At 58.6% G+C, this 14,927-nt stretch carries 13 protein-coding genes; 7 read left to right on the top strand and 6 right to left on the bottom strand.

The annotated features are described in order from the left end of the window. Positions 1 to 4: 4 nt before the first annotated feature. The gene (locus tag GOW48_RS15075; protein ID WP_170755044.1) at positions 5 to 874 is read right to left on the bottom strand and encodes a LysR family transcriptional regulator; all 870 of its coding nucleotides are present in this window, start codon (positions 872 to 874) and stop codon (positions 5 to 7) included. Between the two features lie 100 nt (positions 875 to 974). On the opposite strand from GOW48_RS15075, the gene GOW48_RS15070 reads away from it, so the two are divergent. From GOW48_RS15070 to GOW48_RS15045, 6 genes are all read left to right on the top strand, one after another. After that, positions 975 to 2,420: an aldehyde dehydrogenase family protein gene (locus GOW48_RS15070; protein WP_170755043.1), complete on the top strand. Its 1,446-nt coding sequence runs from the start codon at positions 975 to 977 to the stop codon at positions 2,418 to 2,420. After that, positions 2,420 to 3,394: a membrane dipeptidase gene (locus GOW48_RS15065; protein ID WP_170755041.1), complete on the top strand. Its 975-nt coding sequence runs from the start codon at positions 2,420 to 2,422 to the stop codon at positions 3,392 to 3,394. Before GOW48_RS15070 ends, GOW48_RS15065 begins: the two co-directional genes overlap by 1 nt. Continuing rightward, on the top strand, positions 3,391 to 5,076 hold the full coding sequence (locus GOW48_RS15060) for a hypothetical protein (protein WP_170755039.1): 1,686 nt from the start codon (positions 3,391 to 3,393) through the stop codon (positions 5,074 to 5,076). The genes GOW48_RS15065 and GOW48_RS15060 overlap by 4 nt, the downstream gene beginning before the upstream one ends. Then, positions 5,073 to 5,663 carry a DUF3726 domain-containing protein gene (locus GOW48_RS15055; protein ID WP_170755037.1) on the top strand — a complete coding sequence of 197 codons (591 nt, stop codon included), beginning with the start codon at positions 5,073 to 5,075 and terminating at the stop codon, positions 5,661 to 5,663. The genes GOW48_RS15060 and GOW48_RS15055 overlap by 4 nt, the downstream gene beginning before the upstream one ends. An 11-nt stretch (positions 5,664 to 5,674) precedes the next feature. Then, complete coding sequence (locus GOW48_RS15050; RefSeq protein ID WP_170755035.1) at positions 5,675 to 6,688, top strand: Ldh family oxidoreductase; 1,014 nt, start codon at positions 5,675 to 5,677, stop codon at positions 6,686 to 6,688. A 65-nt stretch (positions 6,689 to 6,753) separates the two neighbouring features. Further along, complete coding sequence (locus tag GOW48_RS15045) at positions 6,754 to 7,122, top strand: class I SAM-dependent methyltransferase (RefSeq protein WP_170755033.1); 369 nt, start codon at positions 6,754 to 6,756, stop codon at positions 7,120 to 7,122. Between the two features lie 340 nt (positions 7,123 to 7,462). Here GOW48_RS15045 and GOW48_RS15040 read toward each other — a convergent pair whose 3' ends face one another. The 4 genes from GOW48_RS15040 to GOW48_RS15025 all read right to left on the bottom strand — a co-directional run bounded on the left by GOW48_RS15040 (position 7,463) and on the right by GOW48_RS15025 (position 13,106). Continuing rightward, positions 7,463 to 7,813 carry a hypothetical protein gene (locus GOW48_RS15040; protein WP_170755031.1) on the bottom strand — a complete coding sequence of 117 codons (351 nt, stop codon included), beginning with the start codon at positions 7,811 to 7,813 and terminating at the stop codon, positions 7,463 to 7,465. A gap of 54 nt (positions 7,814 to 7,867) precedes the next feature. Continuing rightward, positions 7,868 to 11,323 carry a chromosome segregation SMC family protein gene (locus GOW48_RS15035; RefSeq protein ID WP_170755029.1) on the bottom strand — a complete coding sequence of 1,152 codons (3,456 nt, stop codon included), beginning with the start codon at positions 11,321 to 11,323 and terminating at the stop codon, positions 7,868 to 7,870. Positions 11,324 to 11,463: 140 nt separating this feature from the next. Continuing rightward, positions 11,464 to 11,871: a hypothetical protein gene (locus GOW48_RS15030; RefSeq protein WP_170755027.1), complete on the bottom strand. Its 408-nt coding sequence runs from the start codon at positions 11,869 to 11,871 to the stop codon at positions 11,464 to 11,466. A gap of 41 nt (positions 11,872 to 11,912) precedes the next feature. Continuing rightward, a complete protein-coding gene (locus tag GOW48_RS15025; protein WP_170755025.1) occupies positions 11,913 to 13,106 on the bottom strand; it encodes an aminotransferase-like domain-containing protein in 1,194 nt (397 codons plus the stop codon). A 146-nt stretch (positions 13,107 to 13,252) separates the two neighbouring features. Between GOW48_RS15025 and GOW48_RS15020 the strand changes: the two genes are divergently transcribed. Next, positions 13,253 to 14,017 (top strand): FCD domain-containing protein, encoded by a 765-nt coding sequence (locus GOW48_RS15020; protein ID WP_170755023.1) that lies wholly within the window; start codon positions 13,253 to 13,255, stop codon positions 14,015 to 14,017. 35 nt (positions 14,018 to 14,052) lie between these two features. Here the strand turns inward: GOW48_RS15020 and GOW48_RS15015 are convergent, their stop codons facing one another. Continuing rightward, positions 14,053 to 14,913, bottom strand: coding sequence for a glycosyltransferase family 2 protein (locus GOW48_RS15015; RefSeq protein ID WP_170755021.1), 861 nt, complete (start codon positions 14,911 to 14,913; stop codon positions 14,053 to 14,055). Positions 14,914 to 14,927 lie beyond the last annotated feature (14 nt).

Below are 14,927 nucleotides of genomic sequence, written 5' to 3'. Positions count from 1 at the left end.
AGCCCTAAGCATCATATGCGAGAATGAGGTGCTCTGCGGCCTCGGTCAGTTCGGGAAAGCGTGACCGTTCTTTGACGTACAAAAAGACCTGCCTTTGATCCGGCAGGTCTTTTATCTCGCGAAAGGCGGTGGCTTCGGGAATGAACTCTGCCACCGTTTGAGGCAAGACCGTCGCCCAATTGCCCGTCCTGACCATCGTAATCAAAGAATGTGTGTTGCGGATCGTGATGTCAGCCTGATCAATCGCTTGGTGAAACTGCGGCGACGTGATCAGGTCGCACAGGCTGTTTCGAATGAACGGCACGGTCCCCAGATCGGCAATACACGGGGGTTCAACCTGTCGGATCAGCGGGTGATCGGCAGCACAGACCAGCCCGAACCGGTCTTGTAACAAGGGTTTGGTATTAAAACCGTTCAACGCGTGATGCCCCGAGGCAATACCGATATCCGCCTTCCCTTCGACCAATGCATCCAGGACCTGCTGCGTGTCAGTGTCCCGCAGATCAACCTTCGCCCCAAGAAAGCGTTGTGTCAGGTGCCTCAGAACACGCGGAAACACTAGCGCTGCGACAGATGGCACCGATGCGATTCGCAGCAACCCCTGCTCGGCCGACGCTACGGCTTCAATGTCACCTACGGCTTGATCGAACTGACGCACCTGCCTCAACGCAAGCTCAAAAACTTGCTCTCCCAAAGGGGAAAGACGATTCTTGCGTTCGCCTTCGAACAGTTTGCGACCCAAATGGCCTTCAAGTTGCTTAAGCGTCATGGAAACGGCTGACTGAGTTCGCCCCAGCCGGTCCGCAGCCTCGGTCAAGTTTCCGGATTGAACCACGGTACAAAAACATCGCAGGGTTTCGATTTTAATCGCCATACTTCAATTTCCCTGAAGTTTTCTTCACCTGTTTGAATTTGACTGATGACAAACGAAAAAGCCATGCTCTGTGTAACTCTTGTTTTCTCTGAGGCGTGGTGTGACCAAACTGAACCTGATTGCCGGCAACTGGCTGGCTGGTGACTCTGAAATCGAAAACCGCAACCCGTCGGATCTGAGCGATCTTGTCGGCATGTTCGCCCAAGCCAGCGTGGACCAGTTGGACGCGACGCTAGAGCAGGCGCGCATTGCGCAGGCTGAGTGGGCGACGTATCTGCCTGAACGCAAGCAAACTGTTCTGAACGCCATCGGCAACGAGCTGATGGCCCGCGCCGAGGAGTTGGGCACGCTGCTGTCGCGCGAGGAAGGCAAACCGCTGGCCGAAGGTAAAGGCGAGGTTTATCGCGCGGGACAGTTCTTTACCTATTACGCAGCCGAGTGTCTGCGTCAGATCGGTGAGAATGCGGACTCTGTCCGCCCCGGCGTTGAGATTGACGTGCGGCGCGAACCCGTGGGTGTCGTCGCCATCATCAGCCCATGGAACTTTCCCACTGCGACCGCCTCATGGAAAATCGCACCAGCGCTGTGCTACGGCAACGCGGTGGTATGGAAGCCTGCTAACATCACCCCTGCATCGGCTGTAGCTTTAACCGAGATCATTGAACGGCAGGATATCCCCAAGGGCCTGTTCAGTTTGGTGATGGGATCGGGGCGCAGCATCGGTCAGCGTCTGGTGGAAAACCCCAAGGTGAACGCGATTTCATTCACCGGGTCGGTGCCGGTGGGAAAAGGGATTGCGGCAGCGGCCATCCATAACCTGACCAAGGTGCAGATGGAGATGGGGTCCAAGAACGCGCTGGCCGTCATGGACGACGCCGATCTTGATCTGGCGGTGACGCTGGCGCTGGGTGGCGCGTTTGGAGGCACCGGACAAAAATGCACTGCCTCGTCGCGGCTGGTTGTTCATGCGGGCGTCCATGATGCGTTCGTCGAGAAACTGGTCGCCGGTGCGCAAGCGATGAAAGTCGGTCACGCGCTGGAGGATGGCACCCAGATGGGGCCGGTCGTCAGCGAGCAGCAGTTGCAGGAAAACCTCGCCTATGTCGATCTGGGCAAGTCTGAGGGCGCCGAATTGGCCTGTGGCGGCGCGCGGTTGGAGATGCCTCATGACGGATTCTACATGTCGCCGGGTGTGTTCCTGAACACCACCAACGACATGCGAATCAACCGCGAAGAAATGTTCGCGCCGCTGACCAGCGTCATCAAAGTCGGCAGCTATGATGAGGCGCTGAGCATCGTCAACGACACCAATTTCGGCCTGACTTCGGGCATCGTGACCCAAAGCCTCGCCCGCGCCACGCATTTCCGCCGAAACGCTCGCACGGGCGTGGTCACCGTGAACTTGCCGACAGCTGGCACCGACTATCACGTGCCCTTCGGCGGACGCGGGGACAGCTCTTACGGGCCGCGCGAGCAGGGTAAGGCGGCAGCTGAGTTCTACACCACTGTCAAAACCGCGTACATCAGCGCCGGGACGCCGGTCTGATGCGTATCGACGGGCTGCAATATGCCAACTGGTCGGAAAAGATTTTCCGGCAACTGCGCGAAGGTGGCGTGGACGCGATCCACGTCACCATCTCATATCATGAGAACTTCCGCGAAACCGTCCTGAACTTTGAAAAGTGGAACCGCTGGTTCGAGCAATTCCCCGACCTGATCATGAAAGGCCGTTGGGCCAGCGACATCGACAAAGCACGCGAAACCGGACGGACGGCTGTTTTCTTCGGCTTTCAGAACCCCTCGCCCATCGAAGACGATATCGGTCTGGTCGAAATCCTGCACGATCTGGGTGCCCGGTTCATGCAGTTGACCTATAACAACCAATCCCTGCTGGCCACCGGCTGCTATGAGGCCGAAGATACCGGCATCACCCGCATGGGCAAGCAGGTGATCAAAGAGATGAACCGCGTGGGCCTTGTCGTGGATATGAGTCACTCGGCTGACCGATCCACAATCGAGGCCGCTGAACTGTCCGAGCGTCCCATCGCCATCACTCACGCCAATCCGCACGACTGGTCGCCTGCGCTGCGCAACAAGCGCGATGCGGTGATCCGCGCGGTGACGGACCATGGCGGGATGCTCGGCTTTTCAGTCTATCCGCATCATCTGAAAGACAAATCCGCCTGCACGCTGGACAATTTCTGTCAGATGATCGCCCGCACCGCCGACAAATACGGCGTTCAGCATCTGGGGATCGGCACCGATCTGTGTCAGGACCAACCTGACAGCATCGTGGAATGGATGCGCGTCGGGCGCTGGACGAAAGAAATCGACTATGGCGAAGGCTCGGCCTCGGCCCCCGGATTTCCCCCCATGCCCGGCTGGTTTCAGGACAACCGCGACTTTGGGAATATCGAATCCGGACTACGTTGCGTGGGTATGAACGAAGATGAGGTTTCAGGTATCATGGGCGGCAACTGGTATCGTTTCTTTGCTGAAAACTTCGGACCACGCGCATGACTGATACGCACCCCCAAATCGCCAGACGTGGCCCCGCGCAGGTCATGCGGCTGTCGCGATTGGGGTCGCTGCACCAATGTCGCCTCAGTTTCATGCGGCAATTGACCCGGCGGATGGCCCGCGAGAACTGGCGTTTTACCCGGCCCGTTTTTGACATCGACACGAACGGGGTGGGTCATGCGGTCTATACCGCGCATGGCCCCGAGCGCGCTTATTCACTGGTTGCTTTCGCTCATGACCTGCCGCCCGAGCAACGCTCCGACCGCGTGATAGCCGAGGCTTGGGACGCCACTTTTACCCTGTTCGATGGCATCCCTACGACCGAAGACATCGAACGTCTTTCCCAAAACGTCCCCCTGCAAGAGGCCGGTCGGGTCAGCGAAAACGAGTTGTCTCTGTCTCGCGCCAACCGTTCGGTTCGGCTTTGGGCGTATGTGGTCGACGCTCTGGCAGCAGGCAAACAGCCGGACCCCGAGCAGATCTATAAGGTGGGCTACCTGATGCGCACCACGGCCGTATATGGCTCGGGCAAGTTCGGGGCGGCTGATCGTGAGACAACCGCCGACCGCCCGGAACTAAGCGCGCCTTTCCAGACCGAGATGCTTTCGGTCTATCTGACTCGCACCTTCGTGCGCGATCTGGTGCAGCACATGGCGCAGGCCAAAGGGGGCGATGAAACAGCCAGTCTGGATCCGGCGATTGCGCAGTGGCTGGGCATCGGCAATTCGACCGGTCTGGGAATGGCGCCGTTCATCATTAATCACCCCGTTCTGTTCAACAACTGGATCATGGTTCGCGAAGAAGCCATCGCGCGGGTGCGGTCCGTGCCACACGCCACACCGGACCGCATGGCGCAGTTCCGCGCGATTTTCGAACGCAGCAGACTATCGGTGTCGTGGTGGCGCTCGGATCATCCGGTTCAAATCGACAAACTGGCCGCGCTCAGAACTGATCTGGACATGCTCACCGCCGAGCTGACCCAGCGCGACCTGACCGAACACCACCCATGGGACGCTCTTATCTGCTGGTCCGAGGATCATCTGAGCGAAGAGGGGCAAGAATTGCTGGCCTCGCTAATTCTGGAACCTTATGGCGATTTGGTCGACGGTCTGGTCGATTGCATGGCCGACAGCAACGCAGGCGCGCAGATGATCGACGGCAGTATGAGCGTCGCACAAGTGCGCGCGCTGATCCGGCAGAGTTTTGACTGGGCGCTTGATCTTGACTGGCAGGAACAAGCCAACTGCGCCCGCGCATGGTACGTGTCCGAAGAAAAGCTGGAACCCCGCCTTGGCGAACGTTTCGAAGAACCAATCGCGGAGTACGAACAACCTCTGGCCCCTGCACGGGACGCGGCCGCTGCCTATCGCGCCCTTGAGGATTGGGCGGACACAGACAAGATTGCCGCGTTTCTCCTGCACCATCCGGAACATCGCCACACCATAAGACGCGCGCAGATCGGTCGCGTCGCCCCGTATGGAGAAATCCGCGACAACACAATCAGTGCAAACGTGTTGCCCATCGACATGCTAAGGGCAAAACTATCATTCTTTGGAGCAACACAGTTCGACCCGCGCTCGGACCGGTGGGTTCGCATCTGCATGTATTCGGGCGCGCCCTACCCGGACGAACTGAACACAGAAAACGCAGATCTTTGGGTTTACCCCGAGGCGCTACAATGAACCTGTCACTGAACGAGGTCGAAGCCACTGCCAAACGGGCAATGCGCGGTGTCGGACATAGCTGGGGTCCCGCGGAAGAGGCCGCCAAGGCTACTCGCTGGCTTTGTGCTCAGGGCATGGACGGGATCGGGGCGTTAGCAAAACTGACGAAACTACAAAGCGCGCAACCAAGTTTGCCCGTAGCTGAGTGCCCAATTGCCGCAGGAGCACACCTTTCGGACCAAGCTGCTGAGTTGCGCAAAGAAGACATCACGTTGCAGGACATTGTCTTCCCGGTTTTACTTTTGCCTTTCGCAGCCAACGTGGCGCGGTTTTTGGATACCCCCGTTTCCGTGACAATGGATAAGACACAGTTTGTGACCGATGGGTTTGCCCTCACCACGGCCTTTTCGGTCCCCGAACAGGCAAGCCAGATCACAATAAAGCGGGGCGGGATAATGATCCAAACCCATCCTCAGTGCACACGTGCCACGCCCGACCCTGCAGACTGGTCCGAGCTGAATCGCCTTGCCCACTTCACCTATGCCCCCGCAACCGAGGACTCCCGCCTGCGCGGGGCCGGAGCGGGTCTGTCTGACAACGATTGATGAGACCCAAAATGACCGAGACCCGCACCCTGACATTGATCCAGATCGAAGATCTGGCTTTTCGCGCCCTCGTTGCCGCTGGTACGACCGAAGCAAATGCGCGCCCCTTGGCGGTTGCAACTGCTGCAACCGAAGCAGACGGCGTCTCTAGCCACGGGCTTGCCTACATCCCGATCTACTGCGAGCATGTTCAATGCGGGAAAGTCGACGGTGCCGCCCAACCGGTGCTGTCACGCCCACGTTCGGGTGTTGTGAACGTGGACGCCGCCACGGGATTTGCGCATCCCGCAATTGATTTGGGGTTCGAGGCGCTGCTGCCTGCCGCCCGCGAACAGGGAATAGCGGCGCTCGCCATTCGCAACAGCTACAATTGCGGTGTTCTGGGATATCACACCTTCCGGATTGCACAGGCTGGTCTGGTCGGGTTGGGCTTCACCAACGCGCCGGCCTCGATCGCTCCGTCCGGGGGATCAAAACCTGTGGTCGGGACTAATCCGTTCTCGATCGCGGCTCCGGGCGCGAACGGGCAACCTTCGCTGGTGATCGACCAAAGCGCCAGCACCATTGCGAAAAGCGAAGTCATGAAACACGCCCGAGAAGACAAACCGATCCCGGTAGGCTGGGCGCTGGACGCAGACGGCAATCCAACAACAGACCCGGCAGTTGGATTGAAAGGGTCGATGGCACCGTCCGGAGGTTATAAGGGTGTCGGCGTCGCCCTATTGACCGAGGTTTTGGCTGCCGCGCTTACGGGTGCCACTCTTGGCCTTAACGCATCTCCGTTTTCAGGTACTGTTGGCGGACCACCCAAAACCGGGCAGTTTTTCATTGCCATTGATCCAGCGGCTACGTCGCAAGGCGTATTTGCCTCTGGTCTTGGCGAATTGGTTGACGCGATCCGATCCCAGGACGGCGCTCACCTTCCAGGAGACGGCCGAGCCGCCAACCGCGCCACGGCGCAGGCAAATGGCGTAGCTGTCAGCACAGCAACTTTGGACAAGGTCGAAGCGGTTCTAGGAGTTTGAAAATGGCCACCGGGCAGTGCTAGCGCACGCCATAGACAGTCATCGTAGAAGTTTCCGGCGTTCGGATGATCCGTAAGGTTGGCGTAGATTTCGTTGTAGATGATGCCGCCGCATTGGAAGCTATCGAAGGTATTTCAGCTTGCATCGAGGAACTGCCTTTTGAGGACGGTGAATTCGACAACGTGGTTTGCACGCATGTGATCGAACATATTCTGGATTACCGCGCAGCAATTGCCGAACTACGTCGCATCACTCGTAAGAGACTGATTATAATCGTTCCGCGCGAACGAGAATACCTGTATACTTTCAATCCACACTTCAATTTCTTCGCTTACCCACATTCGTTTCTACGCGCGATGATTCCGGTTCCGGATGACTTTGTTTGTATTGATATCGGACGCGACATTTACTATCGCGAAGATATAACCAGTTAAGAAAAACGGTTAGTTCTCGCAAAGCTTGTTGAGTAGAACAACGCGGGATATGCCGATTCAACACACAGCGCGCATCATATCCACACCTGAAACCCACCCAAATATGCTGAAAAGCACAACACTCAGCTGAACGCGTGGTTTGGAGCTGCAATGCGCGGAAACCTGAGCCTCAGACAGCGGTTCGTTCACCAAGCACTAACGACTTGGAAAAAAGTCCCTGCGCTTCGGATCAACCGATACCTATGATCGGATTTCCTTCAGACCGAGTATCCGCCAAGGGCGTCTTGTTCGTTTGTTTCGTGGCCGAAAGGCATGTGAACAGGGATACACCCGATCCGGTTCATTCCGGCCGGACCGGATATCGATCCCCTTTTTCGTCAATCAGGATCAGACGGTCGCCGCTGCGCACGTACAGATCGCAGCGACCGAACCCGTTGCGGTAAGCGATGCAGACGCTGCCGTCCTCGGCGATGGAATAGGTGCCAAAGGCGGCGTCTCCGCTGGCGTAGGTGTAGGAATAGGCACCGCCAGCCGAGAATTTGGCCTGCCCGTCATCAAAGAAGGTCAACGTGCGTCCAGCCAAGGCATCCAGTTCTTCGGGCGACAGGGGGACGTCTCCGGGTTTGGTGGGCCATTCGGCGGCAAGGGCGGGGCCAGCACTCAGCAAGGCGAGGATCAAAAAGCGCGTCATAAAGTCAGTCTAGACCGAACTGCTCTGCAACAGGCATAACGTTGCAGTGACAGATCAGGCGACCATCTGTTCGGCCTTTTTCAGGTCGACCGAAACCAGCTGGCTAACACCCTGTTCCTGCATGGTCACACCGAAAAGCCGGTCCATCCGTGCCATCGTCACCGCGTGGTGGGTGATGATCAGGAACCGCGTGTCGGTCTGGCGGCACATCTCATCCAGCAGGTCGCAGAAACGCGTCACGTTAGCATCGTCCAGAGGCGCATCGACCTCGTCCAGCACACAGATCGGCGCGGGGTTGGCGAGGAACACACCAAAGATAAGCGCAGTCGCGGTCAGGGTCTGCTCACCGCCCGACAACAGGCTGAGCGTCGACAGTTTCTTGCCCGGTGGTTGGCACATAATCTCAAGCCCCGCATCCAGCGGATCGTCGCTTTCAACCATGACCAGATTGGCCTCACCGCCGCCGAACAGGTGTTTGAACAGCATGGCAAAGTTCGAGTTCACCTGTTCAAACGCGGTCAGTAGACGCTCGCGACCTTCACGGTTGAGACTGGCGATGCCGCTGCGCAGGGCTTTGATCGCCTCTTCCAGATCGGCCTTTTCGCTGTTCAGCGTGTCGAATTCTTCCTGGACTTCTTTGCTGTCCTCTTCGGCCCGCAGGTTCACCGCCCCCATCGCGTCGCGCTGGCGTTTGTGGCGGTTAACCTCGGCCTCCAGCGCGTCAGCGGCGGGCATCTGGTCCGGGTTCACGTCCAGCTGATTCAACAACTGGTTCGGGGTCAGCTGCTGATCCTCGGCAATGCGTTCCGCAGCGGCGGTCACGCTTTCCTTGGCGGCGTCACAGCGCGCCTCGGCGGCGGCCCGGCTTTCGCGCGCTTCCGAGGCCAGACGTTCCGCATCACGTTCGGCCATCACCCATTCGCGCTGCTGAGCCTCGGCTTGAGCCAGATGGTCCGCAGCCTCGGCACGGCGCGCTTCGGCAGCTTCGATCAATTCGTTCAGTTCTTCGCGCGCCTCAGCGATTTCGCCGGGGGCGGCCATCGCGTCGGTCAGCTCCTCCTCAGAGCTTTCCTTACGCTCAGCCAGTTCCGAGATACGTTTTTCCGCTGTCTCCAACCGGTGCTTCCAGCCGCTGAGGTCTTTCTTGACCTCCTGGCTGCGACGGGTCCGTGCTTCGCCCTCGCGGCGCAATTCGTCATGGGTCGAGCGATGGGTCAGCATGGTGATCCGCGCGGCCTCGACCGTTTGTTTGATGTCTTCGACCTGAGCTCGGGCGCTGTCCAGATCGCCCAATCCGGCCAGCGCGCCCTCGGCCTCGCGCAGTTGGGCGCGGGCGGACATGGCGTCTTCCTTGTGGCGATCCACGGCCAGCGTCAGGGTTTCCAGCTTGCCCTGCGCCAGATTGCGATCCGCCTCGGCCCGACTGAGCGCGCGTGCAGTTTCGGCCATACGTTGATCGGCGGCCCGTCGGGCGTCGCGCGCACGGCGGTCAGCCTCGGTCACGTCGGCCAGTTGCTGCGACAGGGCCTCATGCGCCGCCCGCGCGCCATCGGCCTGCGCTTCGGTCCGGGTGAGTTCCTGTTTCAACGCTTCCAGCTTGTTTAGCTGTTCAAGCCGCAGCGCGGCGGCACTCGGCGCGTCCTCGGCCCAGGCGCGGAACCCGTCCCAGCGCCACAGATCGCCCGAGCGCGACACCAGCCGCTGACCGGGTTTCAACGCCGCCTGCAACCGCGCGCCCTGATCTGCATCAACCAGCCCGATCTGTGCGATCCGACGGCTAAGGCGGTCCGGCCCCGACACATGCAGCGCCAGAGGCCCAGCTCCTTCAGGCAAGGGCTGATCCGCGTCGTACCCCGCGACCTCCACCCAGCCCGATGGCCCATCACCGTCGACCAAAGGCGCGCGCAGATCATCCGCCAGCGCGGCACCCAGCGCCTTTTCATAGCCCGGGGCAACACGCAGCAGGTCCATCACCTGCCCGCCCTCAGCGGTGTCACGTTCAACCAGCTTGGCCAAAGCGGTGGTCTCGGCCCGAATGGCCCCCAACTCACCCTCTGCCTCGGACCGTTGCGCGCGAGCTTCAGCCTCACGCGCCTGCGTCTCGCTGCGCAGCTCATCGGCGGCAGCCAGTGCCTCCTCGGCGGCCTCGGCGGCCTCGCGGGCTTCTTCTTCACCCTCTTGCGCGGCCTCGAACGCCTCGGCCGCGCGGGTCAACGCCTCACGCGCCTCATTCACGGCACCGCGCGCCTTTTCTTCTTCGCCCTCGGACCGGGCCAGCGTTTTGCGGCTGTCCTCGACCAAACGTTGCGCCGATTGGTGACGGGCGACCAGACGGGCCATATCCTCGGTCTGCTGCGAGAGGTGATCCTCGCGGTCCTGCAGCACCGAGGCCGCCTCACGCGCGATTTCCGCCGCCTCGGCCACCTTGTCATCGTGACCTTCAGCCGCCTTGGCCAGCTCGCGGGCTTCCCATTCCAGGCGTTCGATCATCTGGCCCGCGTCACGGTTCAAACCGCTTTCACGCTCGATATCATTGCCAAGTTGTTGAATACGGTTGGTCAGGGTTTCAATCGTTTGACGCGCGCGGGTTTCCTGATCTGAAAGCTGGTCACGCTGCACCTGCTGACGTTGCAACACAGCGGCTGAGATGGCCTCTTCCTCGCGCAGGGGCGGCAGGGTTTCCTCAATCTCGGCACGTTTGGCAGCGGCGGCGCGCGCCTCGGCCTCGGCGCGCGAGGCTTCGGTGATCCGGTCGCGCAGCTTTTCCTCGGCCTGTTGACGGGCCATGTCGGCCTCTTTCCAGCGGCGGTACAGCAGCATCCCTTCGGCTTGCCGCAGCTGCTCACCAATCTCGCGATAGCGCGCAGCCTGACGGGCCTGACGCGCCAATTGCGCCAGCTGCGTGCCCAACTGTTCCAACACGTCATCAACGCGAGTCAGGTTGGATTCCGTGCCCTTCAGCTTCAGCTCGGCTTCATGCCGACGTTGATAGAGACCCGAGATCCCGGCGGCCTCTTCCAGAATGCGCCGCCGAGCGCGGGGTTTGGCGTTGATCAGCTCGGCGATCCGGTTCTGCCCTACCAGCGCGGGCGAATGCGCCCCCGTTGAGGCATCCGCGAACAGCATCTGAACATCGCGCGCCCGCACATCCTTGCCGTTGGTCTTGTAGGCGCTGCCCACATCGCGGGTGATCCGGCGGATGATCTCCAACTGATCGGTGTCATTGAACCCCGAAGGCGCCAGCCGTTCCGAATTGTCCATGGTCAGGACCACTTCGGCAAAGTTGCGCGCGGGCCGCGTGGCCGCCCCGGCGAAAATCACATCTTCCATCGCGCCGCCGCGCATGGATTTGGGGCGGTTTTCGCCCATCACCCAGCGCAGCGCCTCTAACAGGTTGGACTTGCCGCAACCATTCGGTCCCACCACACCGGTCAGCCCGTCCGCGATAATCAGATCGGTCGGATCGACAAAGCTTTTGAAGCCGGTGAGTTTGAGTTTGCTAAAACGCAAAGGCAATGAGTCCCGTGATTCCTATACGCTGGAAGTCTGCGCAACGGATTGGGGTCGAGTCAACGAACTTGCGCAGGATATGGGATATCAACCCAAGTTATCCACAATATCTTGGCAAAATACGCAGGAATTCGCGTATGTCAGTATGCAGTACACTCGAACACCTGATAACCGTAGCCATCGCCGATGTGATCGAAAATACCTGTGTCCACGCATTCGTAGTTCGGGATGGCCACCGCAGTCTGCAGCAAGCGCTCACCCACCTCTCGGTCGCAACCCAACACCCCAACCGTCACAGCGGCATCGCCTAGCACATCCAGAATTGGGCACCCCGACACCTGTGCCATCGCCTGAGCAGCGCGACCACGGATCGGCCCGAGCCGCGGGGCGTATTGAATGTTCACCCGCACTGCTTCGGCCAGATCATCACGCACGCGCACATCAAAGACGCTACCATTCACCGCCACACGCGTCGCGGGCACATCGCGGAAATGAGGCGTGCCCGCCGAACATGCAGCCAGGACCAGCAGGGCGAAGTATCGGATCATGTTCTCTATGGTGAGGTGGAATGGTTAACAAACCCTTTCCACTAGTGGCGCAGAACCTGACCCAGACGTTTAATACCCTCTCGTATCGTGGCCTCGTCTGAATTGGAAAAACTCAACCGGATTGTATTCCGACCCGAGCCATCAGGAAAAAATGCGCGCCCAGGTACAAAAGCCAGCTGTACCGTTTCCAACGACCGTGACAAAAGATCGGCTCCGTCATGTGCTTGAGGCAAGGTCAACCAGACGAACATTCCGCCTTCGGGCTTGGTCCATTGCACCCCTTCGGGCATTTCCTGCCGCAAAGTGTCCAGCATCGCATCGCGCCGCCGGCGATACGTTGCCCGCACACGCAAGATGTGCGTGTCGAAACAAGCACGTGCTACTTCGTTGATCGACATCTGATTGATCGTTGGCGAATGCAGATCAGCCGCCTGTTTGACCAAAACCAACTGCGAAATGACCTCTCGCGAAGCAACAACCCAACCCACGCGCAAACCGGGCGACAGTGTCTTCGAAAAACTGCCGCAATAGACTGTCCGGCACGCCTCGATCGTTCCCTTTCGGGCAAGCTCCAAGGCAAGAATCGGCGGAATGTCTTCGCCGTCATAGCGCAAGGCCTGATACGCGCCATCCTCGATCACTGCGATATTCAGGTCCTCAGCAAGATCAAGCAGTGACTCACGTGTAGCGCGGTCAACAGTTTCACCCGTCGGGTTTGCGAAATCCGGGGACAAATAAGCGAATTTGATCTTTCCATCACCGGACGCAGCTGCATATTCAGCCGCCCGGCGGTTCGCCTTCAAGTCCAACCGATCAAAACAGGGCTCATATGCGTCGAATGCGTTGATTGCGCCCAGATAGGTCGGCCAGCCAACCAAAGCTGTATCTCCGGGGGACAGGTAAAGTTTTCCTAAATAATCCAGCGCTTGCTGCGAACCCGAGGTGATCAGGATGTTTTCCGCGGAACATTCGATTCCGATCTGCTGCATATGTCCGACAAGCCATTCACGAAGGGGAAGATATCCTTCGCTGACCGAATATTGGAGCGCATGAGGCCCATCTCCAAGGCACGATTGGAACGCATTTGCAAAGGCATCTGCAGGAAACAAAGCCGGGTCGGGAATACCCCCGGCAAACGAGATAATCCCCGGCTGATCCAGCAGCTTCAGCAATTCACGAATCTCTGAGGCTTTCATCCGTGAGGCCCTGGTCGCAAACAAATCTGGCGTTGACATAAGGCTCCTCCGTTTAGAGGCAGCGTAATAGATAATGAATTAATGTCAATATTGCTGACCTAGTAATGTTATGTCCTTTCTAGGCATTCTTGAACCGGGCCTGAATCCGTGGTCATATGATTTGACCAATCTGGAAAAGTGTCCCGATGCCCTTTCAAAAAATTCAGACCGAAAAGCTATCGATCGCGGTGGTTCGACAGATCGAACTGCTAATCCTTCGGGGCATCCTGCGTCCGGGTGAACGACTTCCTGCCGAGCGTGAAATGGCCGAGCGACTGGGCGTGTCGCGGCCGTCGCTGCGGGATGCGATTTCGGAACTGCAAGAACAAGGGTTGCTGACGGCCAAAGCAGGCTCGGGCATATACGTCGCCGAGGTCTTGGGCTCGGCGTTTTCCCCTGCTCTGATCCGACTGTTCGGCAGCCATGAAGAGGCTGTTTTCGATTATCTCTCATTCCGACGGGATATGGAGGGCTTGGCAGCTGAGCGCGCAGCGAGAATGGGTTCTGAAAGCGACTTGAAAGTCGTCCAGACGATTTTTGAAAAGATGGAGGCCGCCCATGCCCGCAATGCGCCGGAAGATGAAGCTAATCTGGACGCCCAATTCCACATGGCCATCATCGAGGCCAGCCACAACGTCGTGATGCTGCATATGATGCGGTCGATGTTCGATCTGTTGCGACAGGGCGTCTTTTACAACCGCCAAATGATGTTCAATCAGCGCACAACCCGAGAAGCCATCTTGGACCAGCATCGAGCGATCAATACCGCGCTACAGGCGCGTGACCCAGAAGGTGCCCGCAAAGCCGTCCAGAGACACTTGAATTTCGTTCAGCAATGCACACAGGATCACCAAAAAGCCCTACGAAACGAAGAAATCGCAAGGCAACGGCTGGATCACGAAACACGCTGACCTGGTACGCGGCACCGCCTGAGTTTCAGCAATGGTCACAGCTTGCGAATAACTCGTGCAAACCTGTGCTTCCAAAGACTCAAGCTCTTTATCGGTTTTGGATCGCAATTGATCAGTCCCGGGAAACTGCTATCAGCTTCGGACCAACTCCGCAGCTTGGTAGGCGCGGCCAGAACGGATTTCGTAACGGCGTCAGGGCTATCTGCACTCTGCTTTTCGTTGGCTATTACAGCCAGCATTTCTGCATGATAGGCGTCTATTGCTTCTGAACGTTGGCCTGTGCGGAACCGAAACGCACCGATCTTGTCGTGAACGGGGATCAGTTCAGCGTAGCGTGAGAACCGCAGCCAAAGTTCGCCATCCACAGCCAAGGACAGGCGCTCGTCAAGTTGTCCTCCGGCTTTGTCCCAAAGGCTGCGTCGCCAAAATGTCGACTCCTGCTGCACCCACTGATAGTCGCCCGCAAGAAACCGTTGATACGAAATTGGTCTTGGGCGTCGAGAGGCCAAGATACGCCCTGCCTCGTCTATCGTCGTGAGCTTACCCGTCACCCAGTCCAACTTTGACTTTAGCGCAAAAAGAGACCCAACAAGTCCGAGCCCACCCGGCATTAGGACATCATCGGAATTGATCCACCCCATGACCTCGCCAGTGGCGAGAGCAAACCCCTTGTTGACCGCGTTGGCTTGCCCGGTATCTGGCTCGGATATGATAAGTGTGAATGCGCCGCGATATCTTTCGACAATATCAAGCGACCCGTCTGTGCTTCCCCCATCCGACAAGATCAGCTCAAGATTGGGGTAAGACTGGCTGACAATTGACGTAATGGTCTGCTCGAGAAATTCGGCGCAGTTCAGGTTTGGAACGACCAGACTTATCTTGGGCATATTCGTCATGCGTAATCCTACCA

Source organism: Ruegeria lacuscaerulensis (assembly GCF_013033355.1).
GTDB classification, from domain to species: domain Bacteria; phylum Pseudomonadota; class Alphaproteobacteria; order Rhodobacterales; family Rhodobacteraceae; genus Ruegeria; species Ruegeria lacuscaerulensis_A.
Note: the sequence above shows the minus strand (reverse complement) of the source record. Positions and strands in the feature narration are given on the sequence as shown.

Excerpts from the sequence above, each read along its gene's own strand:
- GOW48_RS15050 (WP_170755035.1), top strand. The coding sequence starts at position 5,675 with ATGACCGAGACCCGCACCCTGACATTGATCCAGATCGAAGATCTGGCT.
- GOW48_RS15060 (WP_170755039.1), top strand. The coding sequence starts at position 3,391 with ATGACTGATACGCACCCCCAAATCGCCAGACGTGGCCCCGCGCAGGTC.
- GOW48_RS15040 (WP_170755031.1), bottom strand. The coding sequence starts at position 7,813 with ATGACGCGCTTTTTGATCCTCGCCTTGCTGAGTGCTGGCCCCGCCCTT.
- GOW48_RS15065 (WP_170755041.1), top strand. The coding sequence starts at position 2,420 with ATGCGTATCGACGGGCTGCAATATGCCAACTGGTCGGAAAAGATTTTC.
- GOW48_RS15075 (WP_170755044.1), bottom strand. The coding sequence starts at position 874 with ATGGCGATTAAAATCGAAACCCTGCGATGTTTTTGTACCGTGGTTCAA.
- GOW48_RS15020 (WP_170755023.1), top strand. The coding sequence starts at position 13,253 with ATGCCCTTTCAAAAAATTCAGACCGAAAAGCTATCGATCGCGGTGGTT.
- GOW48_RS15030 (WP_170755027.1), bottom strand. The coding sequence starts at position 11,871 with ATGATCCGATACTTCGCCCTGCTGGTCCTGGCTGCATGTTCGGCGGGC.
- GOW48_RS15055 (WP_170755037.1), top strand. The coding sequence starts at position 5,073 with ATGAACCTGTCACTGAACGAGGTCGAAGCCACTGCCAAACGGGCAATG.
- GOW48_RS15015 (WP_170755021.1), bottom strand. The coding sequence starts at position 14,913 with ATGACGAATATGCCCAAGATAAGTCTGGTCGTTCCAAACCTGAACTGC.
- GOW48_RS15025 (WP_170755025.1), bottom strand. The coding sequence starts at position 13,106 with ATGTCAACGCCAGATTTGTTTGCGACCAGGGCCTCACGGATGAAAGCC.
- GOW48_RS15045 (WP_170755033.1), top strand. The coding sequence starts at position 6,754 with ATGATCCGTAAGGTTGGCGTAGATTTCGTTGTAGATGATGCCGCCGCA.